This is a genomic window from Bacillus sp. JJ1773, assembly GCF_036962035.1.
Classification (GTDB): domain Bacteria; phylum Bacillota; class Bacilli; order Bacillales; family Cytobacillaceae; genus Cytobacillus.
The window spans coordinates 1-24642 of record NZ_JBALNX010000011.1 but is presented as its reverse complement, the minus strand read 5'-3'; the positions used below and the strand labels follow the sequence as shown (position 1 = coordinate 24642).

Genomic DNA, 24642 nt, shown 5'->3' with positions numbered 1-24642 from the left:
TATTTATTCGTAGATTAGGAATTAGTGTATCTCACATGCTTCGGCTAGCAGTTCAACAATATGAACAACTTTTATTTTTTCTGTCTTCCCCTCGCGCAGGACACCTAATTTCATCTGTAAATGGCAGCCCGGATTACTTGTGACGATGATATCTGGCTCCACTTTTTCAATATGATTCATCTTTTGATCCAACACTTCCATCGCTTCATTGTAGTGAACAACATTGTAAATTCCAGCAGATCCGCAGCACATGTCCTGTTTTTCAAAAGTGCGATAATTAATCCCCGGAATTTTCATTATTAATTGATGAGGTTCATTAACGACTTTTTGAACATGCCGTAAATGACACGAAGGTTGGTATGCGACAACTTTTCGAATCTCTTTAGTAAATGGCAATGAACTCTCGGCTAATAAAACGCTAATATCTTTACACCGCGCGGCAAATTTTTCTGCACGAGCATGCCATTCTGAGTGTTCGTCAAACAATTCAGGATACTCCACTAGCATCGCACCACAACCACCGATACTATTGACAATAAAATCAAAATCACATTTTTCAAATACTTCAATATTCTTTTGAGCTAGTGAAATAGTCTCTCTTTTTTTCCCACTATGATGCAATAGGGCTCCACAGCATGTTTGTTCTTCGATCAAGGTGACTTCACAGCCTGCTAGCTGGAGCAATTTCATACTGTCATCATTGATTTTTGAGAACATCACATCCATAATACAGCCAACAAAAAATCCAACCGTATAAGTCTTCTTCCCAATTGGAGGTAATACTTTGTATTCTCTTTCTTCCTTTTTCGGCATCTTGATCTTGGGCGTAATGGATTCCATTGCCTGTATGCTTTCTGGGAATACCCGCATCATGCCCGTTTTTCTCGCTAATGATACCATTCCAGTTTTTTGTGCTATTTCTAACCCTCTTCCAGCAGCTTTTTGCCACTTTTTATTCGGTAATCCTTTTTCCAGGAGTAATGATTCCATCCTAGAAGCAGGCATTTCTTTCGCGATTAATTCCTTAGCAGATTGTAAAATGGCCCCATATTGAACATTGGTCGGACAAGCTGTTTCACAGGCTCTACAGCCTAAACATAATTCAATGGAAGAAGCTGCAGACTCAATCGAAATTTTTTCCTCTGCTAATAACTTCACTAAATTAATTCGCCCCCTTGGTGACTGGGTTTCCACACCTGTCGTCTCGTAGGTAGGGCATTTTGGCAAACAATAACCGCATTGGACACATGCAAACGTTTCTTCATACGCTAATTGATGGCTTCTACTCATTAGTTAACACAAACCTTTGTCCAGGCTCAGGAAACATTTTTCCCGGATTTAAGAGGTTATGAGGATCCCAGGCTTCTTTAATCCGTTTCATCATGGATAAACCGGCTGTACCAAGCTCCATCTCCATAAAAGGGGCCTTCATCGTACCAATCCCATGTTCACCAGATAGCGTCCCACCCATTTCCACTGCAGCTTTAAATATCTCCTCGACTGCTTTTTCAACTCGCTTCATTTCTTCGATATCACGTTTATCCGCTATTATATTAGGATGTAAATTCCCATCTCCGGCATGGCCAAATACAACTAAATCGATGTTATATCTTTCTCTTATTTCCTTTAAGCGTTGAAACATGTCAGGAATCCTGCTGCGCGGTACAGTAGCATCTTCTGAAATTTTCGTTGGCTTTTTTCGGACTATCGCTGGAGAAACTAGTTTTCGTGCCTTCCAAAGCTCGGCTTCTTCTTCCTTTGTTTCTGCTATTTTCACTTCAATAGCACCAATTTCCAAGCAAATTTCCTTCACCCTTTTGGCTTCTGCCTCTATGGCAGCAGGGTGCCCATCCAATTCTATTAATAACAGTGCTTCTATATCCGTGGGTAACCCTGATGGATCAAATTGCTCTACAGCGACAACAGATGCTTGATCCATAATTTCTAATTTAGATGGTAAAATTCCACCTGTCAGGATGCTAGAAATGGCTTTTCCTGCAATGACTAGATCATCAAAAAGGACCATTAAAGTACCTGTAGACTGTGGTTTAGGGATGAGTTGCAAAATCGCTTTTGTTATAATCCCTAAAGTCCCTTCAGACCCAACAATTAATTTCGTTAAGTCATATCCCGTTACATTTTTTACGGTTTTTCCTCCCGTTTGGATTACTTCACCGTCAGCTGTAACCACTTCAAGGCCGAGCACATAATCTTTCGTAACCCCATATTTCAGTCCACGCGGGCCTCCAGCGTTTTCCGCTAAATTTCCCCCAATCGTTGACACATGAGAACTGCTCGGATCAGGAGGATACATAAGACCGTATTGATTGGCCATTTTATTTATATCAGCCGTTATGACACCTGGGGAAACAATGGCAACTAAATCATCTGGTTCGATAATTAAAGTATCTGTCCATTTAGAAAAATCTAGAACCATTCCTCCATGAACAGGTAATGGTCCCCCGCTTAAGCTAGTTCCCCTTCCCCTTGGATAAATCGGGGTTTTATATTTATTGGCCACTTTTACAATGCCAACCACTTCATCCGTAGAAGTTGGCTGTACCACAATATCCGGAGGAAAAACGCCGAAAGAAGCATCATATGAATAACTGGCAAGATCCGCTTCATTTGTAAGTACTCGATGTTCATTATTGACGACTTGACGTATTTCTTTTTCTATTTCTGCATGTATCAAAACACAAGCCTCCTTTGAAATTACTAAATTATCTTTGTGCATAAAATTCAAAATATTTTATTTATTTCATTTTAAAATAATAGAATAATAGTTATAATGAACAAAATAAGAATGAAAGAGGATGACAAATTTGAAAGTAGCCTTGATCCATGCAACGACCACAGCCTTAAAGCCTATTGAAAAAGCCTTCCAGGAAGCAGCCCCTGAAATTGAATTGCTGCATTTTATGGATACAAATTTGCTTTCCATGATGGAAAAATTCGGGGAATTAACCCCGGAAATTATTCGCAGATTTTCGGCATTGGTCAACCTTGCTGCTGAATCTGATGCAGATTGTATTCAATTGACTTGTTCAGCCTTTAATAACATCACTTCGATTCTGCAGCCAATGCATGATGTTAAACTTTTTCGGTCAGACGAAGCCATGTTAGATGAAGCACTTGCCTATGAACGAATTGGCCTCATTTCCACTGTTAAAGAAACACCTGTCGCCTTAATGAGTTATTTAAGAGAAAAAAAGCCGGATTGTATCATTGAATCTCTAGTGGATCCCGGAATTATCCACCTTCTTTTTCAAGGGAGGGACGATGAACACGACGAAAAAGTACGAAACATGATAAAGCAAATGGACGGAAAAGTAGATGTTATTGTTCTTTCTCAATACAGCATGGACCATATTGCCCATCAGATTCAGACGTCTGTTCCTATTCTTACTGCTCCACAAGCAACTGTGAACAGATGTATAGACTATTTAAAGAAAACTTGCCGATTGGCGAGCCTTGGAAAGGCGAAGACAGAGGCGTAGTTGCACTTATACTTAATCCCTAAAATTGGCAACTACGTCGAATCACCTTCCGCGCTGACAATTTATACGTTCTTAACGTGTAAAAAATCATTCTTCTTGAACTGAAACAGCCGGCCGTTTACTAGCAAAACGGCCGGCTATATTTTTTTACCTCATTATTTTTAATGCTGAGTGCCACCGAATACCTTTCCAACCCCATGAATTTTTTCAAGTACGACTATTAATATGACAGAAATGAAAATAACCACACTTGAAACGGAAGCTACTATTGGATTATAAGCATCCTGCATCGTTGAGAAAATCTCAATTGGAAGTGTTCGCATATTGGGGGAAATCATAAACAATGAAACTGTGACATTATCAAAAGATGTCAAGAATGCAAATAATCCCCCAGATATCATGGCCGGTCTGATAAGCGGCAGTGTTACCTTCCAAAAAACGATGAATGGATTTGCTCCTAGAATAGCTGCTGCCTTCTCCAAATTGTAATCAAATCCGCTTAACCCTGTTAGTACTAAGCGAATAACATACGGAATACAAATGATCGTGTGTGCAATCAAAAATCCTGTTGATGTACCTGCAAGCATCATCGGTGTGAAATAAATAAGCAGGGCAATCCCCAATACTAGTTGTGGAACACTTAACGGCGCTGTCAAAATGGATGTAATATAATGTTTTCCTGGAATATCATATTTCGCAATCGCCAGTGCACCTAGTGTCCCGAATAAAACAGCAAAAAATGCGGCTAAGAAGGCAAATTGCAAACTATTAAAGAAGGCTTCGACGAACTCTTGGCGTTCTAAAATCTTTGTATACCATTGCAGAGAAAATCCTTTTGGAGGAAAACTTGGATAATTTGCACTTGTAAAAGATGCCGGAACGACAGCAATTAATGGAATTAATATATAAATGATCCCTAATACTGCAAGGACGAGTCGGAGCTTTCCAAGTGCTTTCATTATCTAAACACCTCCCTAAACTTACTTTTTTCAAATGCCCGTGTAAAGAAGAAAACGGATAAAAGAGTAATTCCTAAGAGTACGTAAGACAACGCAGAGCCAAACGTCCATTTCAGCAGTGTGTTAATTTGGTCGTATATTACAACTGGCATCATCGGAACATTCGCTCCTCCCATTAAAGAAGGGGTGACATAGGCACTCATGGATAAACTAAAGACGAGCACACATCCTGATACGATCCCAGGCAAACTAAGTGGAAGGGTTATCTTTAAAAAACTGCGCATCGGGCTTGCACCAAGAATGGCTCCCGCTTTCTCTAATGAAGGGTCAATATTATACAAGCTCGTCGCAATGGCTAAAACCATGAAAGGTAAATAGGCGTTTGAAAGCCCGATTACGACACCAAGTTCAGAAAATAATAGATTAAGCGGCTTTTTGATTAGTCCAATATTCATTAAAAATTGATTGATTGTACCATTTGGCAATAATAATAAGTACCATCCAAAATTACGTACAACGATGCTGACCAAAAGAGGCGAAGCAATTAATAACGTTATATATCCCCTAACTTTTGGTGAGCTTTTGGCCATCGTTAAAGCTATTGGATATCCGAGGATAAGAGAAACAAGCACAGAATATAAACTGATTTTTACCGTCAGCCACATTGAAGATAAGTAATAGCTATCGGTAAATAAATTGATATAGTTTTGTAAGCTATAAACTGCATCCGCACCATTCAAATTATCAGTAGAAATAAAACTTAAATACAAAATATACAGCATAGGAACAATAAAAAATCCAAAGACGAATAATAGGATTGGGATTAAAAGAAGAAGCCCAGCTATCCAACTTCTTCTTTTTCTCACTTTCTTCTTTTTTTGCGGTTCTCCCTTTACCTTTACTTGTTCATCTACTTCTTGATCAGCATAATTTCTGAGGGGTTCCATCCAACATACACCTCACTTCCATATTGCCAAGATGAGTCATATGAATTGGTTAATAATTGAATCGTTTTCCCTTGTAACGAAACATCAACTTCCCATGAAGTGCCAAGGTAATTAAGCTGAATAATTTTAGCAGGCTGAAGTTCCAATGTTGCAGATGATGTTTCTCTAGTAGTGGAAATGTATACATTCTCAGGGCGAATATAAAGCCTCACCTCATCCCCAGCTATCAATGAACGATTCTCCCCTATAATATTAGCCGAATCGACATGAATAATTTCCTTACCTACCTTCACCGAAATTTTCCTACCATCGGTATCCATAACCTCTCCTTCAAAAGAATTCGACTTACCTATGAATTGAAAGACAAATTCAGTTTCGGGATGATTGTAGATAACAGTCGGTGTACTAATTTGTTCAATTTTTCCTTCATTCATAACAACTACCCGGTCAGACATTGATAGAGCTTCCTCTTGATCATGTGTTACAAAAATCGTTGTTACACCAATTTCCTTTTGTAAACGTTTAATTTCTGCGCGCAGTTCATGTCGTAATTTTGCATCTAGATTGGATAGGGGCTCATCAAGCAGCAGTAATTCCGGCTCAACTACAAGCGCCCTTGCGATAGCGACACGTTGCCTTTGACCACCCGATAATTCCCTTGGGTAACGGTGTTCAAGCCCTGACATCTTAACTAGTTCAAGAACTCGATCAATTTTCTTTTTTTGTTCTGCTTTAGCCACTTTTCGTAATTTCAGACCAAAACTAAGATTTTCAAGCACTGTCATATGCGGAAACAAGGAATAGGTTTGAAATACCATACCTAAGTCGCGCTTATAGGGAGGGACTTTCGTTACTTTTTTCCCTTTAATATAAACCTCTCCCTGATCTGCTTCAAGAAAGCCTGCAATTAAATTCAATGTCGTTGATTTCCCGCAGCCTGAGGGTCCAAGGAGTGTTAACAACTCACCCTGTTTTACTTCTAAGTCAATATCATTCAATACGACATTGGAACCAAATTGCTTTCTTGCTCCCTTTATCTCTACATCGAATGTAATTGCATTCATGGGTATTCCCTCCATTCTTATTTCAGTAATTTACCGATTTCTGGAACTACTTCTTTCGTCCAACGATCAGACCATTCAGCACGAATTTCCGCAAATGCAGCAAAATCGGGTTTGTATGTTTTGTCTGTATCCTTTAGCCCAATTGATTCTTGGAATTTCTCTGGAAGCTCTAGTCCTTCAACAACTGGATAAAATCCCTGTTCTGAAATCAATTCTTGTGATTCTTTGCTAACTAAGTAGTTAATGAATTCCAGTGCCTCTTTCTCGTTAGGGGCATTTTTCACAAGGGCTCCACTAAAGGATTGAATAGGTACTCCTTCTTTCGGTACAACCATTTTAATTGGAACACCAGATAACGCTAAGTCACCAATAACATAGCTTCCCATTACAGTTACATCTGCAGAACCTTGCTGAATCGCTGGCATTACTTGTGTTGAATTTTTATAAAAAGTCGGTGAGTAACCGGCAAGTTCTTTTGCTTTTTCAATCCCTGGCTCCACATTATCTGTACCGCCGCCATTTGTCATTGCCAGTGCATATAATGTGTTAAAGCCCCAGTCATTTGTAATATCCACAAACGCTGTTCTTCCTTCATATTGACCTGATGGTAAGTCGTTCCATGATTCTATCGGTTTCAAACCTTTCTCTTCAAACGCTTCTGTATTATAAGCAGGGGAAATGACCAATCCAAATACTGGGGCGCCTCCACCCTCAACTGCAATAAATTTCGGATCCACATTATTCATATTAGGAACATTCGATCCATCAACCTTTTCTGTAAGCCCCTTGTCATTCGCGCGATATACATCTGTTGGTACAAAGATGGCTATATCAATTTGCGGTGCATTTTTTTGTAATTCTACCTTAGATAAAATCTCTCCAGAAAGTCCTGGAACATAGTTAACAGTGATCCCTGTTTCCTCTTTAAACTTTGGAGCAATGACGTCACGAATGGTTTTTTCAATAACCCCGCCATTTCCTGCAATGGTAATGGATTTTTCTCCACTCTTACTCTCATTCTTACTCTCATTCGTACTGGCTGTCTCTCCGGCCTTTTGTGGAGTAGGAGCGCCACATGCTGATAAAATAATTAGAAAAGCGATTGAAATTAATGTAATGATCTTTTTCATTTTTACTTGCCTCCTATTTGTAAATTTAGTATTTTAACGGATGATTTCGTCGAAAAATTGTTTTGCTCCAGGATGGAAATCTATTGGAATCCCTACAGTAGCTTCAGCTAATTTGATTTCCATTGCTTCCGGGTGGGCGTTTTGCAATTCTGGTAAATGGTCATATAACGTTTTTACCATTTGATAAGCTTCTTGCTTAGGTAAATCCGGGTATGTAAGAAGGACATTTTTGACTGCTAATGTAGGTGTACTTTCCACACCTTCATAAGTTTGACCTCTTATTTCATCCAATGTGTAAAATTCAAATTCCTCATGAAGTCGGTCAGCCATTTGTTTTGGAATCGGAACAAGTGAAATCTCCATCTCTGAAGCAAGTTCCGCAATCACTGGATTCGGTAAACCAGAAGAAAAGAAAGCAACATCAATCGTTCCATTTCTTAAAGCATCCGCCGATTGTGTGAATGAAAGAGCAGATAAATCCATTTCATTGCTTGCTAGATTGGCAGCCTTCAGGATCCTTTCAGACATTAGCTTTGTTCCACTCCCGACTGTTCCTACACTTACTCTTTTCCCTCGTAAATCATCTAAAGTTTTTATATCACTTTTGGTCGTGACAATTTGGATGAAATTAGAGTAAATTCCAGTAAGAGCGAGAATTTCGGATTTTTTAATCTCTGGCAATGCAAGGACATCCACTGTACTGAATCCAATTTCAGCCTGTTTCTGACTCACTAGTTTTGAATTTTGAATGGAAGCATTCGTCACTTGTGTTCCAGATGCTTTTCCATTGTACTTTCGAAATAAGTCTGCCATTGCTTGCCCTAAAGGAAAATAGACACCAGACATATCACCAGTAGCAATAACCAATGTAGTTTGATTTTCTGTGATTTCCTCTGAGAGCAGAGGTACTGTTTGAACCACAGTTGAAAATAGCTCCTGTTTGATTTTTATACACCCAATCAAAAGAAAAATTAAAAGGAACAAGATTTTTAAAAGTGTCCCTGTTTTCAATGACTGTCCTCCTTTCTCACAAATACACCTGCAAGTAGTGTGCCAATTTTCAGACTATTGACTTTGTATGCGTTTTCATGAAATTAATCATTTTCTTGTAAATAAAACCGGCAAATTCTGCCGCTATTTTCAGCAAAATTTGCCGGTTTACCAAATTTATTTATTAAGCTATTTTTCAATATCATATAGTTTAATTTTATCCCGGAGACTTCTTTCAGAAATTTGTAATGTCTGGGCCGTCTTTTGACGGTGTTTTCCGGAATGTTTTAGGGTTTCGGAAATCACCTTTTTTTCAATTTCCTTCATTGTTAGACCGATAGGAATGACGATACTTTTTTCGCAATCATTAGAAATACCTCCATCCCCTTTCTTTTGCTCAAGAATTGAATGGGGCAAATCCCCCTCGTCAATGACTGTATTCAAAGAAAGCGCTACTGAGTATTCAATGATATTACCAAGCTCCCGCACATTTCCCGGATAGTGATAGTCTAGTAGAAGCCTACGGGCAGCTGCAGAAAAAGATCTCTTTTCTCTGTTCATTTCCTTACAATACTTTTGCAAAAAATAATCAATTAACAGCGGCAAATCCTCTTTTCTTTCTCTTAGCGGCGGTGTTTTAATAGGAATAACGTTCAATCTGAAATACAAATCCTCTCGGAAATTCCCTTCTTTGACCATTTGTTCAAGATTTTTATTAGCAGCACATAAAATACGAACATCTAATGGGATCTTTTTATTAGAACCTAGAGGTGTTACTTCACGCTCCTGAATGACGCGCAATAATTTAGCTTGAAGTGATAGGGGCATCTCACTAATTTCATCAAGAAATAGAGTTCCTCCATTTGCTGCGACCCATTTTCCTTCCTTTGGCTGTGTTGCCCCTGTAAAAGCTCCCTTTTCATAACCGAACAATTCAGATTCAAGCAAGCTTTCCGGTATGGCTGCACAATTCAATATTTCTAATGGTCCATCCTTACGCTTCCCTGAATAATGAATCCTTTTTGCTACAAGTTCTTTCCCCGTTCCACTTTCTCCCGTAATCAAGACGCAAGAGTCGATATCTTTAATTCGATCGATCATCGAAAATACATATTTCATAGCCATACTATTTCCTAAGAAGTCTTTTAGGCCCTTCTTTTCTTCCTGCTCTTCATGAAGTGTTTCTAGCTTAGTAGATATTTGTTTAAACTCAGATGCCCTTAATAATAGCGATAATAGGTTTTCGATATTAATTGGTTTTTCAATATAATAATAGGCACCCATTTTGATGGCTTCAATGGATGTTTCAATTGAAGCATAAGCGGTCATCATGATGACCGTTACTTTTGGGGCTTTTTGTTTAATTTTTTGCAAAACGTCCATTCCATTGTAACGCCCAATTCGTAGATCTAGCAGTATAATATCCACTGGTTCTTTTTCCGCCATGAGTATGCCTTTCTCCGGATCCGTTGTGCTCATAACGGAATAATCATCTTCAAGAGCAAAGCTAAGTGAAGTACAAATGGCTTGTTCATCGTCAATTACCAGTACTCTTGGCTTCATTCTGAATCTCCTCCTTTTGATATAAAGGCAATACAACCGTGAATGTCGTTCCTCTATTAGGAATACTGTTGACTTGAATATCTCCATTATTTTCTTTTATTAAATTGTAGGATAAGGTCAACCCTAATCCGACGCCTTTTCCCTTTGTAGTAAAAAATGGTTCAAAAATATGGTTTAGGTCCTCTTGCTCCATTCCTTTACCAGTATCTCTAATGATGATTCTCCCCTTCTCAACATCCTCTTTCTCCATTATGATTTTTATTTTCTTCACTTCTGTTTCTTCCACTGCCTGAATGGCATTTAATAATAGATTAAGGAGGACTTGGCGAATTTGCTGAGGATCAATGTTAAAAACAAGGTCGGGTTCCATGTATTGTTCAAATTCAATCTGATTTTCATTCATGGTTACTTGTAATATAGCTAGTAAGGTTGTCAGCTCGAGGGCAGTGCAGGGTTGAATATTAGGTAAACTAGGACGAGCATAATCAATTAAGTCTGTCACAATCCTATCTAGTCTGTTCACTTCCTCTGGTAAATGCTCCATAAGTACCTTTTGAAATTTCGGTTGATCGTATTTCCTTGGGATCAGATCTATGAAGGTTTTAATGGACGTTAACGGGTTCCTAATTTCATGAGCTACACCAGCTACTAACTGGCCAAGCGCGTGGAGTTTCTCCTGTGTAATTAGCTTTTGTTCGAGTTTCTTTTTTTCGGTTTCATCATTCATTGAGAGCAAATAGCCTGCCTGGTTTTCAAGTGAGTTAAACATCTTATTTAGAGTATAGTAGATTACCTTGCGCTCTCCATTATCATTGATTTCAATAAAGCGATTAAATTCAGCGCTTTCTTGTTGTAAAGCTTGTTCAAAACGATAATGCTCAAAAAGCTTCAAAAAAATGGGAGAATGCTGAAGGTTGAACTTTGAATGGGCGGGAAGCTCGAGAATTTCCAATGCCCGCTTATTACAGCTCGTTATCTTAAAGTCAATATCGAAAGCAACGATGCCCGTGTCTATTTTATTTAAAATTTGTTCTTTAAATGCATAGCTATCAGCAGTTCGTTGCCGTTGTTTTTGTAAGTCTTCATTTAATAGTTGGAGATCTTTTGTTTGAATATTCACTGCTTCTTTTAACCGTTGATTCCAAATATATATGACACTGAGGATGAGTGCACCAATCAAAAGAAATATAGATAATAAGAAGATAAAATGTTCCAAACGAGCAATTTTAGCTCCGGTTTCCGGTCTAACCCATTCATCAATTAATTTACTTACTTCTCCCTTAGCCTTTAATTTTGTAAGCGTTTGATTAATAATTATTAGCAGATCGTCATTCCCTTCCTTCACAGCTATCGCATAATCTGCCGGATTAATGACTTCATCAAGAATAAGGTAATTTTCCTCTTGATCAAGCTCTTTTAAAAAGAAGGAAGCCGTAAATTTATTTCCAATAAAAACTTCAGCTCGGTCATTTAGAAGCATCAAAAGACCCGAGTAGTGATTTGTCACCAAAGTAAGATTCGTATTCCTTAAATTTAATATCGTGCTAAGAACAGGAGGATTATCTTGCAGAACAATATGCAAGTCTCTGATATCCTCGATACTTTTAACTTTATCCCAACTTTTCATAGGGATAATTAAAGAATCTGACATCGTAAAGAAGGGTTGAGTAAAATCGAAAACTTTATCCTTTTCGGTGCTATATGTTAGCCCTGCAATCGCGTCTACTTCACCATCTATTAATGCCTGTTCCGCTTCATGAATCTCCATTGGTATGTATTCAAAAGTAAGCCCATTTTCATCTGCAATTTTTTCTGCTAATTCAATATTTATGCCAGTCAATGACCCTTGTTGATCTATATAAGAAAAAGGAGGAAGAGCCCATTCACCAGCGATTTTATATGTTTTCTCTTCAGCAAATACTAAACGCTGTGATAATGACATAAATAAAAGGAGACTAATAAAGAAATAAAAGAACCTGAATTGTTTTTGGATAACGCCACCTCCTACTGGGTGGATATTTGAAAAATTTGAATATTAATTTAATAATATGGAAATCTGTGTATGATAGCAAGCTTCTCTTATTTATATTGCTTTTTTCCAAACAAATAGGAACACTTCCATACTCAAAGATATTTTTGACTTGTACGGTTAATGAACAGCCCGCGCTTTTCCCTTCAGAAATCCAAGATTGGCTAATCTATCGGGCAGAAATAGTAAAGCAAATGCTTTATGTAGCTGACTCCCCATATATATTTTATAGCCTGCAATCGAAGAGATTCACTGTCCGTGGGATTCAGACGATGATTGAGGGCTATTGACTGTCAAAGAAGAGATTAACACCCCATATATTCCGGCATTCTTTTGTTAATGGATGCTAAAGGCGATTGAATTATGATATTGAAAAGGTAAGGAGACCCGCAGGTCATAGCAACATTGCGACAACGAGTAGATATTTGAAAGATTCGTATAGTGATCTTGCAGATGCGGTGGATGCCTTGCCAATGTTTTGGTATAATAACCCACAAGTATAAATAAGTAATCAATATCCTATGGAAGAGAAGTTGATTCGTTCTTTTCTTAGTTTCGGCATCATTTGTAGTTGATAATTTTTTTACTACACAACAATAATGTATTACTTTTCCTTAGTTTAATAATTTTGTTGATTAGTTCATTTTAAAATGGTTTAATTATAGTAAGGATTATTGGTTGGGTCACCCAGTCTATATAACCCAGCAAATAAAATGGAACAATACGTTAAGTTCAATTGAAAACGCTTTCAGATTGTCCAATAGGATAAAATGAAATTTTTCCTTCAAGGTAATTACTTCTATATATAATGTTTTAATAACATGTTTGAGCCATTGAAATATTTTTATATATTTACAAAATAGCTATGATAGGGGGTTGAAAAGTAGATGCAACTTAATAGAAAAGGAGTTTCTGAACAAGTCGCTGATAGTATAAAAAAAAGGATTCAAGCAGGGGTTTATAAGGTTGGAGATAAAATTCCTGGCGAAAGAGATATGGGGATTGAGCTTTCTGTAAGCAGAAATACAGTAAGGGAAGCTTATAAAATACTTGAGGCCTATGGCTATCTCACTGTTAAACATGGAATAGGGGTATTTGTGGCGTCACCTGAACATCAAATTCAAAAGATGACTGAAGCCTTTTTTGTCTCATCTGATCAAATCAAAGACTTTTTTGCTGTTCGAAAAATTCTTGAAGAATGGACTGTAAAATGGGCTATTGAAAATTCTTGTGATGATCAATTTAATGAATTAGAACAAATTGTTAATGAAGCAAATGAAATATTAACTGGCGAAATTGATTATAACCGCCTTGCCGAATTAGATCATAAATTTCATATAACATTAGCTAACAATTCAAAAAATGAAGTACTCATTAGAATCATGAATTTTTTAATTGATTTACTATCAGAGTCTCGCAATAAATCCATTCAAATCCCTGGCCGCGTCAATCAATCTGTTCAGGAACATGCGAAGATATTACAAGCAATAAAACAAAAAAATACTACGGTCGCACAACAATTAATGAAGGAACATTTAGAAAGTGTTCAGCATTCAATCAATACCGCCTCTCCTAAATAAAATAAAAGGCTGTTCTGATTTAATTACTAATCACACAGCCTTCCTTAGACTATTAGTTATTTTCTCGGGCTATAGGTGTTGGAAACCTTACGTTAAACTTAGTGCCTAATTCGATTAATTCTTCTTCTACGCTTGTTGATAATTGAATTCCTTCTGACAGTCGTTGCTTCTTCTCCCTCCTTCTTCTTTCCCCCGGATATCTAATTTCTGTCGTTCCAGGTACTTTTGGAACTGCCTTCATTTCCCCTAAAAGAGTTTGGAGTGACTTAGAAAAGAGAGTTACATCCATAAACTTTGCAATATCCAACAAAATAAAAAAGTGCCCCACATTTGCCTGTCCTATTTCTTTATCATCATACAGATTTTTTACATGTGGCCCGAAGGCAGCACCTGAAAGGACCCCAGTCAAAACTTCCACAGCTAAAGCTAAAGCTGCTCCCTTTGCTCCGCCTAAAGGCAGAACAGATCCCTTTAAAGCAGCTTCAGGATCATTTGTTGGAAGACCGTGTTCGTCAATCGCCCACCCATCAGGGATACGATCCCCCTGTTTGGCAGCTAAAATAATCTTTCCTCTTGCTACAATACTAGTCGATAAATCAATGATTACAGGTTGGTCATTTCCAGTCGGAAATCCAAATGCAATCGGATTAGTTCCGAAAAAAGCATGTTTCCCCCCCCAAGGCGCAATTCCAGGAGGTGAATTTGTAAATCCAATGCAAGCAAGGTCTTGTTCACATGCCAGCTGGCAAAAGTAGGAGGCAGTTCCAAAATGATTGCTATTTTTAACGGCTATTGCTGTAATGCCCGTTTCCTTCGTCATTTCAATCCCTTTTTGAATGGCTTGATAACTGACGACATGCCCTAGTCCATTATCCCCGTCAACTAATAAAACAGAGGGGGTTTTCATATTTATTTGGATGTTTGGATTCAGATTGATCCTTCCATCGCTGATGCGTCTAGAATAGATAGGCAGTCTACTAATTCCATGACTATCAACACCTTCTAAATTTGCTGATAGCAACGCCTCTGCAACTACTGCAGCATTCTCTTTATTCATCCCCATACTTACTAATACATCATCACAAAACCCTTTAAGATCAGCATTACTGTAAGTATTCATACGTTAGCCCCTTTAAATTTAGTCAATGGTTTTGTACTAAAAGTTTCTGGTCAAAAAAGTACTCTCCCTACGCATAATGTGTAGGGAGAGGGGAAAGATTAGGCACTGCGATATAATTTTGTCATAACAAACTCTCTATGCCCTAGTGCCTCTGCACTTGTAAGTCGGCCATTGACAGTACGAGCAATCATTTCCATTAACTGATCCCCAGCTTCTTCTAATGAAATCTGACGAGCTAGTAATCCCTGGACGTCAACATCAATATGCTCACTCATAGTGCCAGCCGTAATAGGGTTTGCCGTAATTTTAACGACAGGTTCAATCGGATTACCGATGATATTTCCTTGTCCTGTAGGGAACAAGTGTAATACAGCGCCAGCTGCTGCCATCAAGGTGATACATTCCGCTGCTGCAGAAGACGTATCCATAAAATATAGACCCTCACCATTTGAAGGTTTTTCAGCAGGTTCTAATACACCAATGACTTGCTTCGTTCCTGTTTTTGCAATATTACCAAGAGCTTTTTCTTCAATTGTTGAAAGACCTCCGGCAATATTTCCTTGTGTAGGTTGTGATCCTAATAAATCAACGCCTTTTGATTCGATCTCTCCTACATAATCGTTATAGATGGCCATGAATTTTTCTTCCAGCTCTGGAGTAGCCATTCGATTCTTAATCAAATGTTCTCCTCCTGTTAGCTCTGATGTTTCACCAAAGAATACTGTCGCTCCTGCATCAACTAAGCGGTCAACAGCTTGAGATACAGTTGGGCAGGAACCTAAACCAGTTGTTGTATCAGATTCCCCGCATTTTATACTAACTGTTAAATCTTTTAATTCGATTGGCTCTCTTTGTAGTTCTGTCGCCCATTGAACATACTCTTTAGCTTTCCAAGATGCCGCCCGAATAGTTTCTAAATCCCCATTTCCTTCAATAGAGAAGTAGGATACTGGTTTACCAGTTTCAGCGATGCCATCCGCAATCTTCTTTGACCAATTTTCCTCGATACCAATTACTACTACAGCAGCTACGTTCGGATTGGAGCCAGTTCCAATCATTGTTCTAAAATGTAAATCTAAATCTGGTCCATATTGAAGTCTCCCATAAGCATGAGGAAGAGCCAATGTTCCTTGAACTTGTTTCGCAACTGCTTCACAAGCCGCATTTGAAATGTCATCAACAGGCAATATAATGACATGATTTCGAATTCCTACCTTACCATTTTCTCTACGATATCCAAAGAGTTGTTGTCCCATTTTTACCACCTCGCCGTTTTAATATTTTGTGTGTGAACATAATCGCCAATTGTCCATTCTTCTGTCGTTATACCGATTTGAACGCCATATTTTAAGACAGGCTCACCTTTTTCTAGATTGACTAATGAAATTTTGTGACCTAAAGGAATATCCCCTCTAGCTGTTACTACCACATCAGAATTATCATCCATATAAATGCCGACTACCTGCTCTCCCTCTTTTATCGGGCTAGTAGCAACACCTACATGATCACCTCTGTGATGGATTAGAAACTTATGAGTGCTTACAGGCTTTGTTTCCTGCTTTTCAGTAAGAGTGCTTGATTGACCATTGTTTCCCATTTAAAAGCCTCCTTATATTGGCGTGGTGACCCAACCAATTTATTTATGATTTTATTAAAACACCAAATTCTTTAATAGTCAATAGAAAATATTTAATTTTCTAAAAATTATAAATTGAGTATCATATACACCTAAAGAGGGAATCCCTTTTAAACCTTTTCTACTTTTTTAGCCGCTAATAAAGAAGTTCTTATCTGTGATCCATTCGTCAGGCCAGCAATCCGGTATAGTGACCCAACCTCAATATCCTAATTTTAACATCACACTCAAAAAATGACTAATTATTATGGATACTTTAAAAATTTACATTTCCTTATTTATTTGAAATAATATTAGTCAAAATATTTCAAAAACATTGAATTATAATCTAAATAGTGATTTAATAAATTTATATTGGTTGGGTCACTATGCCATGGTTTCAGAGGCTGGGGAGAATTTTATTGGTTCTATCCATATCAAAGGAAAAGGAGGATAGAAGAAGGGAGATTCTTAATTTTCCACACAATTTGGGGGTACTGATTATGAAGGATGTTGAAGTAACAGTTATGCGGTTTGATCCACAAACAGACAATGAGCCTAAGTATGAAACATTTCAAATTGAAGCAAAAAAAAATATGACGGTATTAGATAGCCTGTTTTTAATCGTCGAGGATCAGGATCCTAGTCTATCTTTCCGGTGTGCATGCAGACTGGGAATGTGCGGTTCCTGTGGGGTGGTCATTAATGGACGAGGCCGTTTAGCATGCCGAACTAAAATTGAACATTTAGGGGATAAAATACTTGTTCAACCTATGAGGAACATGGACGTAATAAAAGATTTAGCCGTCAATATGGATAAATTCTTTCAAAATTGGGAGAAGGTAAAACCTTATTTTGTTCCAAAAGAAGATACGGATGAGTTTGCTATTATACCTCCATCATCAGGAAGACGAGAAATCATAGATGAAAATCAAGATTGTATTACTTGCGGATTGTGTTTTCAATCCTGTAATACAGTTTCACTTAGAGGTGTCGATGAGTTTATCGGTCCAGCCGCCTTAAACCGAGCTTACAATTTAATTGCAGATGAAAGAGATGGAGCTAGAGAGGAAAGGCTGGACATGGTGGTAGAAACAGATGGTGCATTTGGCTGCCGTTCTTTTAGTGCTTGTGTAGAAGTTTGTCCAAAAGGAATTAAACCAATGGCAACAATCCAGAAAATCAAAATGAAGCAGTTGAAAAGAGCGATAGGTATGAAGTGGTAATTCGACTAAACGATAGGAGATGGTTGGGGAATGGCTTCAACTAGTTTGCAAACAAGTAAAAATGTTCAAGAAGTAAAGGTAAAACAACGTCCTTTTGTTGGCTATATTGCATGGATCGTTCAAAGAGTTACAGCATTAATCCTACTATTTTGCTTACCATTAAAAATCTATAGTGGTTATGCGATGGTCGGAAAACTTCCAGGCATCGGTATTTTCTCTTCTTTACATTTAAACGCTTTTTTAGATGCTCTCTTAATCTTTGCTTTAATTTTCCATGCCTTATTTGGTTTTAGGGTAATTCTAATTGATGTCGGTATTGTAAAAGATAATCGAAGTGTGTTTACTATTTTTACCGTTATTGGTGCAGTTTTATGTGCCCTCATGTTTTATGTCATTGTGTCCTAGTAACATACTATTATATTAATTTTCACTAAAACAAAGTAGGTGAACTCGTTGGAACACGTAGAGACAGATATTCTAATTTTGGGGAGTGGCGGTGCTGGTTTATTTGCAGCTCATCATGCAGCTGATCAGGATCCCAATTTAAAAATTATCGTTTCAGCAAAAGGCTTAATAGGAAAAAGCGGGTGTACCCGTATGGTACAAGGCGGTTATAATGTTGTACTTCATCCAGATGATTCATTTGAAAAGCATTTTAAGGATACGATCAAAGGTGGGGGCGGAATCAATGATCAGGAGCTGGCATGGACGCTAGTAAATGATGCGCCTAAAAGAATAAGAGAATTAGAAACAAAAATGGGCGTCTTTTTTGATAGAAATGAAGATGGAACGATTCACCAAAAACCCTTTGCTGGTCAAACATTCGACCGGACTGTTCACAAGGGAGACCTAACAGGAATTGAAATTATTTCTCGGATGCGTGATCAGCTTTATGCTAAACCAAACGTCACCGCATGGGACGAAGTAAGGGCTATTGATATATTATTTGATGAAGAAAAACGCAGAGTAGCTGGGTGTTTAATGCTCAATATGAGAACCGGCGAATTTATTGTCGTTCACTGTAAAGCTGTTATTGTCGGGACGGGCGGTGCCGCTACCATGTACAAGATTGCAACACCTAGCCTTGAGAAATCGGGAGATGGAATGGCTATGTGTTACCGGGCAGGAACAGAGTTTTTGGATATGGAAATGATGCAATTCCATCCAACAGGACTGCTTGCCGAGAATTCCCGGTTAAATGGAGGTGTTCTGGAAGAGGGCCTTCGTGGAGCTGGGGGCTATTTAATCAATTCTCTTGGAGAAAGATTTATGAAAAATTACGATCCGGAACGTATGGAGCGCTCTACAAGAGATCGGGTTTCAAGAGCTGCCTATATGGAAATTATGGAAGGTCGCGGAACTCCGTTGGGTGGGGTATATGTGGATGTATCCCATCTTGGGAAAGAAAATGTACGGCGAATGTTCCCTGGCATGGTAGAACGCTGCCGGGATGTTGGTAGGGATTTAAGCATAGAGCCAGTAGAGATTTCCCCAGCAGCCCACTTTCATATGGGTGGGGTAAGGATAACGAACAACTGTGAATCAAATATTGCCGGATTATTTGTGGCCGGAGAGGACGCAGGTGGAGTACACGGAGCAAACCGCCTAGGCGGAAATGGCGTTTGTGACTCAACTGTATTTGGTGCCAGAGCAGGCGATGCGGCCGTTTCCTATATTCATACCATCGGCACTCATGGAAAAATATCGGATGCCCAAGTTCAATCCATTATTGACGATATTGTACAGCCTTTTAGTAATGAGGAAGGGGAAAATCCCTTTTATATTCGTAATGATTTGAAAAACTTAATGTGGGAAAAAGTTGGTCTGGTCCGAAATGGGAAAGATCTAGAGATTGCTTTAAATGAACTTAGAATATTAGAAAAGCGAATTGAGCGTGTATCTGTGAAAGGTTCACGACACTATAATCTAACATGGCAAGAATTCTTAAATGTTCGTAATCTGATAACGATAGCCAAGATGGTTACGGCTAGTGCCCTAATGCGTACTGAAAGCAGAGGCTCTCACTACAGAGAGGATTATCAGGAAAGCAATGATGAACAATGGCTAAGCAATATATATGTGACTAAGGGCGGAGACGGAGAACCCCGCTATCATGTAGAAAAAACTAAACAAACCCGTATCGATGTGGGAAGAATTGAAGGATATAAGATCGAAGTAGCTTCCAAATAACAAGAAAAGGAGTGGTCACTATGACAGTTGCAGATTATGCTGCAGATTATAAGCATGTTTGGGGAGTGGACCAAGATTTTTATAAAAGTGTCGAGGAATCCTGCAAAACTCTTTATATTGAATCTCTTAAGGATTTACCACCTGATGTTAGAACTGCCTTAGAAAGAGCTTACAAAAGTGAAGAATTAGAAAGTGGGAAAGAGATTCTAGCAACACTCATTAAGACTGTTTCCACTGCGGATGATCAAAAATTATTAATCTGCCAAGACACAGGAATTCCTGTATACTTTGTAAAAGTAGGAAATCAAGTGCGGTTTGATGGTCTAAGACTAGAGCAGGCAATTAGAAAAGGAACGGAACGGGCAACGCTAGAGCATCCGTTAAGAAGCAGTATTGTAAACACATTAACAAGAAAAAACCATGGCACTTCTACCGGAAACCAAGTCCCTATTATTAACTATGAATTTGTGGAAGGAGATCAAATTGAAATTTTAATTGTTCCTAAGGGATCGGGTTCTGAAAATATGAGTTATTTAAAAATGTTAACGCCCGCCGCCGGTATTGAAGGGATTAAAAAATACGTCTTAGAATGTGTGTTTGAATCTGGCGCCAATCCATGTCCTCCTACAATCGTGGGAATCGGAATCGGTGGAACGGCAGACAAATGTGCAGCACTTGCGAAAAAAGCGGCGGCACGTGAAGTTGGTTCTCCTAATCCGGATCCAGATGTACGGAAACTAGAGGAGGAACTGTTTGCTTTAATAAATAAATTAGGATTGGGTGCACAAGGCTTAGGAGGAAGTACGACAGCATTAGCAGTCCATATTGAAGCAGCAGATACGCATATGACATGTAACCCTGTAGCTGTCAATATGATGTGTTGGCCTGCGCGAAGAATGAGAGCTATCTTCACTCAAGGGGAAGATCCTAGAATTTCATTTTAATGAGGCTTCCCAAAAAGTTATTTTAATAATTAAACCTAATGGTTCATTTGATTTTTTAAAAAAGTCACCTATTTAAGCTCAATTTCATCCCCCAATTAGGGAGATATTGAGTATAAGAAAACCTTATTCCTTTCATCCACAGATATTACTGATAGTCACTATTTAAGCTGGAGGTTTTCAAATGAGTAGCGAGCTTCAATTAGAAAAATCCGCCGTCCCGAATTCGAAAATACCATTTATAAAGTCAAAAAATCTTCCGGGTATTAGTTTAACATTTGTTATTGGGCTAATCGCCCATTCTTTGGGAAAGGATTTTCCCCTGATCGGGGGGGCTGTCATTGCCATTGTTATCGGAGTCCTCATGAGACAGTTTCTTGTTGTTCCCGAGGAATTTTATCCTGGAATCGTCTATACTCTTAAAAAGTTATTAAAACTGGCCATTATTCTTCTTGGCTTTAGCTTTAGTTTTTCTGAAATCTTCCAGCTTGGAATAAATACGCTAATTATCGTATTAGTTGCAGTCATCCTCGGTATTGGCCTAACCTATTTCATCGGAAGGTTATTTAAACTCAAAGGGAATATTCCTTTGCTCATTAGTTTAGGGACTGGAATATGCGGGGCCACAGCAATTGCCACTACAGGGCCCATCCTTAAAGCAAAAGATGAGGACATCGTCTATGCAGTTAACACCATTTTTGCCTTTAATGTATTAGCTGTCTTAATCTATCCAATGATTGGCCATTTGCTTTCCATGCCAGATAGTATGTTCGGGGCATGGGCAGGTATAGCCATTCATGACACCTCTTCTGTTGTCGCAGCTGGTTACAGCTACAGTACAGAAGCTGGAGATGCATCCGTTGTTATTAAATTGATTAGAACATTAATGCTAGTGCCAGTTGCTGTCCTATTATCAATTTTTATATCAATTCAGAACAAAACGGCGAATTCCGATCAGAAAAAAGTAAAAATGAGTAAGGTCTTTCCGTTCTTTATATTATTTTTTGCTGGGGCTGCTGCGATAAATACGTTTTTCCCTTTGCCATCCAGCTTTATCGAGCCCACTACTTTCATTGCTAAATTTGTCATTTTAATGGTCATGGCCAGTGTAGGTTTAGGAACTGATTTAAAAAAGATTAAATCTGTAGGGATACGCCCCTTAATGGTTGGTTTAATTTCATCCATTATCATGGGAGCTATCAGCTTACTCCTAATTATTATCCTTTTTTAATAAATTTTATAGAATAATCGTTTAGTTGCCTTTAGGATTGCACGGTTTAATAAATCCAATAGGAGGGGTACTATGGCACATTATAGATTAAAAGCTCCGTTGACAGATGAAGATATTAAGAAATTATATGCAGGGGATACAGTCACTTTAGATGGGATCATTTTCGGAATCCGTGATGCAAATCTAATTCGCCTTTTTGATAAGAAGGTGGCACTGCCAGCTGACCTTGTTCCACAATTACAAGGATCAATCGGCCTCCATACGGCTCCGGGAGTCAGAAAGTTAGAGGACGGTACCTATGAAAAGGTGAGCATCGGCACGACTACAAGCTATCGTATGGATCGTTTTACTAGGGGATTAATGCAAGATTATGGCATGAAAGTCATTATTGGAAAAGGAGGACTCCTCGAGGATGGGAGTCAGGCATGTGTTGATTTTAATGGTTGTTATTTCTCTATTCTCGGGGGATCGGCAGCATTGGAGACAACACAAGTAGAAGCCATTGAAGATGTATGGTGGGAAGACCTGATGCCTGAAGCCATATGGAAATTCAGGGTAAAGGATTTTGGGCCATTAATTGTCTCTATTGATTCTCATGGGAACAATAAATACAAGGATATTAAGAAAATTGCAAGAGCAAATCTAGATAATATATTAAATCAAATTTAGACATGTAGAAATGAACGGATAAAGGCAAAAGTCCTATTTTAAATAGGATTCTTGCCTTTTATCTTCTAGTTTTTACAGTTTAATAAATAAGGGGGGCATTGTATGGAGGAAGGTTGGATCTTCCTATTCCTGATTGTCCTAATATCTTCTTTACTGCAAACAAGTACGGGCTACGGATTTTCAGTTATAAGCACACCGTTTTTATTTTTGATCTATCCCTTGCATACCGCGATTCAAATTAGTATTATTCTTTCTCTTTGTCTTTCCATCTTTATGATCTTTAAAATAGGAAAAGAAATCGATAAAGCCCTGTTAATACGTTTAATAAAAGGAAGTAGTGTAGGAACTCTCTTAGGAATTCCGATTTATCTTTATTTGGATGTCACCCTGCTAAAGATCATCGTGGGTGTACTGATTCTGATTTTCACGGTTCTTCTTATTTTAAAATTAACCATCAAGCAAACAAAGAAAAGAGACATCTTGACTGGTGGAATATCTGGCCTTCTAACGACAAGCATGGGAATACCCGGTCCACCTCTGTTACTTTATTTTTCTGGGAGTGCAATGGATAAAGACAGCTTTCGGAATATTCCATTAGTCTACAATCTCTTTGTCTATTTCATTAGCTTAATATTACAAATCATATTTAGCGGTACAAGTTCAGTCGTATGGACCTCTTCCCTTATTTCCATTCCAGCGCTTCTTTTAGGCATATTGCTGGGACAGTTCTTTTTTAAGAAGGTCAGCCAGAGTACATTTCGATTAATTTCCTATCTGATTCTACTCTTTACAGGCGGGTATTTGATTATCATGAACTTCTTTAACGTTACTTAAGGAAAATGATCCATACTTTAATACAAAACAAAAAACGTGCAGCTCTTTAAACTGTACGTTTTTATTTTCCTTCTTTTGCTCAAGAATAAATATCAAAGAAAAGCTTTATACTTACAAGCAGAATTAAGTACGCCGCAATTCTCTTTAATGTTATTGAATTCAGTCGTTTTGTTATTCGTCCGCCAATTTGGGCACCCGAGATTCCCCCTATAATCAGCATAAACGCATAGCCTGCAGGAATGGAGCTGATACTCAGTTTAGTAATCAAACTTCCCGATGCTAAAAGAAAACAAATAAGCAGACTGGAACCTATTGCGGTTTTTATAGGAATCTTGAAAACAAAAATCATAAGTGGGACAAAAATAAATCCCGCCGCAATTCCTACTAATCCCCCTGAAATACCTATCATTAGACAGGCCAGTACAGTTAGGATGGTTGAAAAAATGGTAAAGTTAAAAGGTTCCGATTCCTCATTTGATTTATAGGGTATTTGCATTACAATGGCAGCCGTAACAGCCAGAAAAGCAAAGATGGTACGTAAAAGAAAGTCAGAGGAATAGGAAGCTAATAAAACCCCAATCATACCGCCAATAAACGCCGGAATACCCATGATTAAGACTACTTTACGTTCGACAAGTTTGTTCCTTATATAATAAAATCCACCAGAAAGTGTTGAAAAAAAAGTTTGCATAATAGAAAAACCAGCTATCGTGTGCATCGGGAAAGTTTTACCTGTCAGCAAAGGAAAAACAAACATTAGCATAAAGACTAAAATAATTCCTCCTCCAATTGATAACAAGCCCGTAATCATTCCAGATAAAAAACCGATTAACAACATAGTTACATACATTTTTAAGCTCCTTAATTTATTTCGTGATATAAACCTTAAACTCCTCTGGTAGTACTTAATTGAGCTACATGAAATACGATGTTATTCATCCTCGGCAATAACAATAAGATCAGATACGAATAATCATTAAGCAAATCATAGGTTTCAAACTAAAATAATTTTGATAAATACAATTCGGAGAACAAGTGGAAAAAACTCTTTAGA

General features: G+C 38.1%; 23 protein-coding genes. 10 read left to right on the top strand and 13 right to left on the bottom strand.

The genetic code is table 11. From position 1 onward, the window contains the following. Nucleotides 1–21: 21 nt before the first annotated feature. The gene (locus V7127_RS03050) at nucleotides 22–1290 is read right to left on the bottom strand and encodes a (Fe-S)-binding protein (protein WP_335483470.1); all 1269 of its coding nucleotides are present in this window, start codon (nucleotides 1288–1290) and stop codon (nucleotides 22–24) included. Further along, on the bottom strand, nucleotides 1283–2692 hold the full coding sequence (locus V7127_RS03045) for an FAD-binding oxidoreductase (RefSeq protein WP_438823961.1): 1410 nt from the start codon (nucleotides 2690–2692) through the stop codon (nucleotides 1283–1285). Before V7127_RS03045 ends, V7127_RS03050 begins: the two co-directional genes overlap by 8 nt. Before the next feature lie 124 nt (nucleotides 2693–2816). On the opposite strand from V7127_RS03045, the gene V7127_RS03040 reads away from it, so the two are divergent. Continuing rightward, nucleotides 2817–3500: an aspartate/glutamate racemase family protein gene (locus tag V7127_RS03040; RefSeq protein ID WP_335483466.1), complete on the top strand. Its 684-nt coding sequence runs from the start codon at nucleotides 2817–2819 to the stop codon at nucleotides 3498–3500. 161 nt (nucleotides 3501–3661) lie between these two features. On the opposite strand, the gene V7127_RS03035 is transcribed toward V7127_RS03040, so the two are convergent. The 7 genes from V7127_RS03035 to V7127_RS03005 form a co-directional block, all read right to left on the bottom strand. Then, nucleotides 3662–4459, bottom strand: coding sequence for an ABC transporter permease (locus V7127_RS03035; protein ID WP_335483464.1), 798 nt, complete (start codon nucleotides 4457–4459; stop codon nucleotides 3662–3664). Continuing rightward, a complete protein-coding gene (locus tag V7127_RS03030; protein ID WP_335483461.1) occupies nucleotides 4459–5406 on the bottom strand; it encodes an ABC transporter permease in 948 nt (315 codons plus the stop codon). Before V7127_RS03030 ends, V7127_RS03035 begins: the two co-directional genes overlap by 1 nt. Then, nucleotides 5370–6470: an ABC transporter ATP-binding protein gene (locus V7127_RS03025; protein WP_335483460.1), complete on the bottom strand. Its 1101-nt coding sequence runs from the start codon at nucleotides 6468–6470 to the stop codon at nucleotides 5370–5372. Before V7127_RS03025 ends, V7127_RS03030 begins: the two co-directional genes overlap by 37 nt. A gap of 17 nt (nucleotides 6471–6487) precedes the next feature. Next, nucleotides 6488–7600, bottom strand: coding sequence for an ABC transporter substrate-binding protein (locus tag V7127_RS03020; RefSeq protein ID WP_335483457.1), 1113 nt, complete (start codon nucleotides 7598–7600; stop codon nucleotides 6488–6490). A gap of 33 nt (nucleotides 7601–7633) precedes the next feature. Continuing rightward, a complete protein-coding gene (locus tag V7127_RS03015; RefSeq protein WP_335483455.1) occupies nucleotides 7634–8611 on the bottom strand; it encodes a TAXI family TRAP transporter solute-binding subunit in 978 nt (325 codons plus the stop codon). A gap of 168 nt (nucleotides 8612–8779) precedes the next feature. Continuing rightward, a complete protein-coding gene (locus tag V7127_RS03010) occupies nucleotides 8780–10153 on the bottom strand; it encodes a sigma-54-dependent transcriptional regulator (RefSeq protein WP_335483454.1) in 1374 nt (457 codons plus the stop codon). Next, nucleotides 10128–12095 carry a transporter substrate-binding domain-containing protein gene (locus V7127_RS03005; RefSeq protein ID WP_335483452.1) on the bottom strand — a complete coding sequence of 656 codons (1968 nt, stop codon included), beginning with the start codon at nucleotides 12093–12095 and terminating at the stop codon, nucleotides 10128–10130. The genes V7127_RS03010 and V7127_RS03005 overlap by 26 nt, the downstream gene beginning before the upstream one ends. Before the next feature lie 77 nt (nucleotides 12096–12172). Between V7127_RS03005 and V7127_RS03000 the strand changes: the two genes are divergently transcribed. After that, a complete protein-coding gene (locus V7127_RS03000) occupies nucleotides 12173–12472 on the top strand; it encodes a hypothetical protein (RefSeq protein WP_335483450.1) in 300 nt (99 codons plus the stop codon). Nucleotides 12473–13069: 597 nt separating this feature from the next. Beyond that, nucleotides 13070–13762 carry a FadR/GntR family transcriptional regulator gene (locus V7127_RS02995; RefSeq protein ID WP_335483448.1) on the top strand — a complete coding sequence of 231 codons (693 nt, stop codon included), beginning with the start codon at nucleotides 13070–13072 and terminating at the stop codon, nucleotides 13760–13762. Nucleotides 13763–13814: 52 nt separating this feature from the next. Here V7127_RS02995 and V7127_RS02990 read toward each other — a convergent pair whose 3' ends face one another. The 3 genes from V7127_RS02990 to V7127_RS02980 form a co-directional block, all read right to left on the bottom strand. Continuing rightward, nucleotides 13815–14882, bottom strand: coding sequence for an Ldh family oxidoreductase (locus V7127_RS02990; RefSeq protein WP_335483446.1), 1068 nt, complete (start codon nucleotides 14880–14882; stop codon nucleotides 13815–13817). A 98-nt stretch (nucleotides 14883–14980) separates the two neighbouring features. Beyond that, the gene (locus tag V7127_RS02985) at nucleotides 14981–16138 is read right to left on the bottom strand and encodes a UxaA family hydrolase (RefSeq protein ID WP_335483444.1); all 1158 of its coding nucleotides are present in this window, start codon (nucleotides 16136–16138) and stop codon (nucleotides 14981–14983) included. Between the two features lie 2 nt (nucleotides 16139–16140). Beyond that, nucleotides 16141–16479, bottom strand: coding sequence for a UxaA family hydrolase (locus tag V7127_RS02980; protein WP_335483442.1), 339 nt, complete (start codon nucleotides 16477–16479; stop codon nucleotides 16141–16143). Nucleotides 16480–17000: 521 nt separating this feature from the next. Here V7127_RS02980 and V7127_RS02975 point away from each other — a divergent pair. From V7127_RS02975 to V7127_RS02945, 7 genes are all read left to right on the top strand, one after another. Then, nucleotides 17001–17723 carry a succinate dehydrogenase/fumarate reductase iron-sulfur subunit gene (locus V7127_RS02975; protein WP_335483440.1) on the top strand — a complete coding sequence of 241 codons (723 nt, stop codon included), beginning with the start codon at nucleotides 17001–17003 and terminating at the stop codon, nucleotides 17721–17723. 30 nt (nucleotides 17724–17753) lie between these two features. Then, the gene (locus V7127_RS02970; protein ID WP_335483438.1) at nucleotides 17754–18128 is read left to right on the top strand and encodes a hypothetical protein; all 375 of its coding nucleotides are present in this window, start codon (nucleotides 17754–17756) and stop codon (nucleotides 18126–18128) included. Nucleotides 18129–18176: 48 nt separating this feature from the next. Continuing rightward, a complete protein-coding gene (locus V7127_RS02965; protein ID WP_335483436.1) occupies nucleotides 18177–19913 on the top strand; it encodes an FAD-binding protein in 1737 nt (578 codons plus the stop codon). 20 nt (nucleotides 19914–19933) lie between these two features. Next, a complete protein-coding gene (locus V7127_RS02960; RefSeq protein ID WP_335483434.1) occupies nucleotides 19934–20857 on the top strand; it encodes a fumarate hydratase in 924 nt (307 codons plus the stop codon). A 181-nt stretch (nucleotides 20858–21038) separates the two neighbouring features. Continuing rightward, a complete protein-coding gene (locus V7127_RS02955; RefSeq protein WP_335483432.1) occupies nucleotides 21039–22085 on the top strand; it encodes a YeiH family protein in 1047 nt (348 codons plus the stop codon). A gap of 72 nt (nucleotides 22086–22157) precedes the next feature. Then, complete coding sequence (locus V7127_RS02950; RefSeq protein WP_335483430.1) at nucleotides 22158–22754, top strand: fumarate hydratase C-terminal domain-containing protein; 597 nt, start codon at nucleotides 22158–22160, stop codon at nucleotides 22752–22754. 102 nt (nucleotides 22755–22856) lie between these two features. After that, nucleotides 22857–23588 (top strand): sulfite exporter TauE/SafE family protein, encoded by a 732-nt coding sequence (locus tag V7127_RS02945; RefSeq protein WP_335483429.1) that lies wholly within the window; start codon nucleotides 22857–22859, stop codon nucleotides 23586–23588. Nucleotides 23589–23667: 79 nt separating this feature from the next. Here V7127_RS02945 and V7127_RS02940 read toward each other — a convergent pair whose 3' ends face one another. Beyond that, nucleotides 23668–24438, bottom strand: coding sequence for a sulfite exporter TauE/SafE family protein (locus V7127_RS02940; protein WP_335483427.1), 771 nt, complete (start codon nucleotides 24436–24438; stop codon nucleotides 23668–23670). Nucleotides 24439–24642 lie beyond the last annotated feature (204 nt).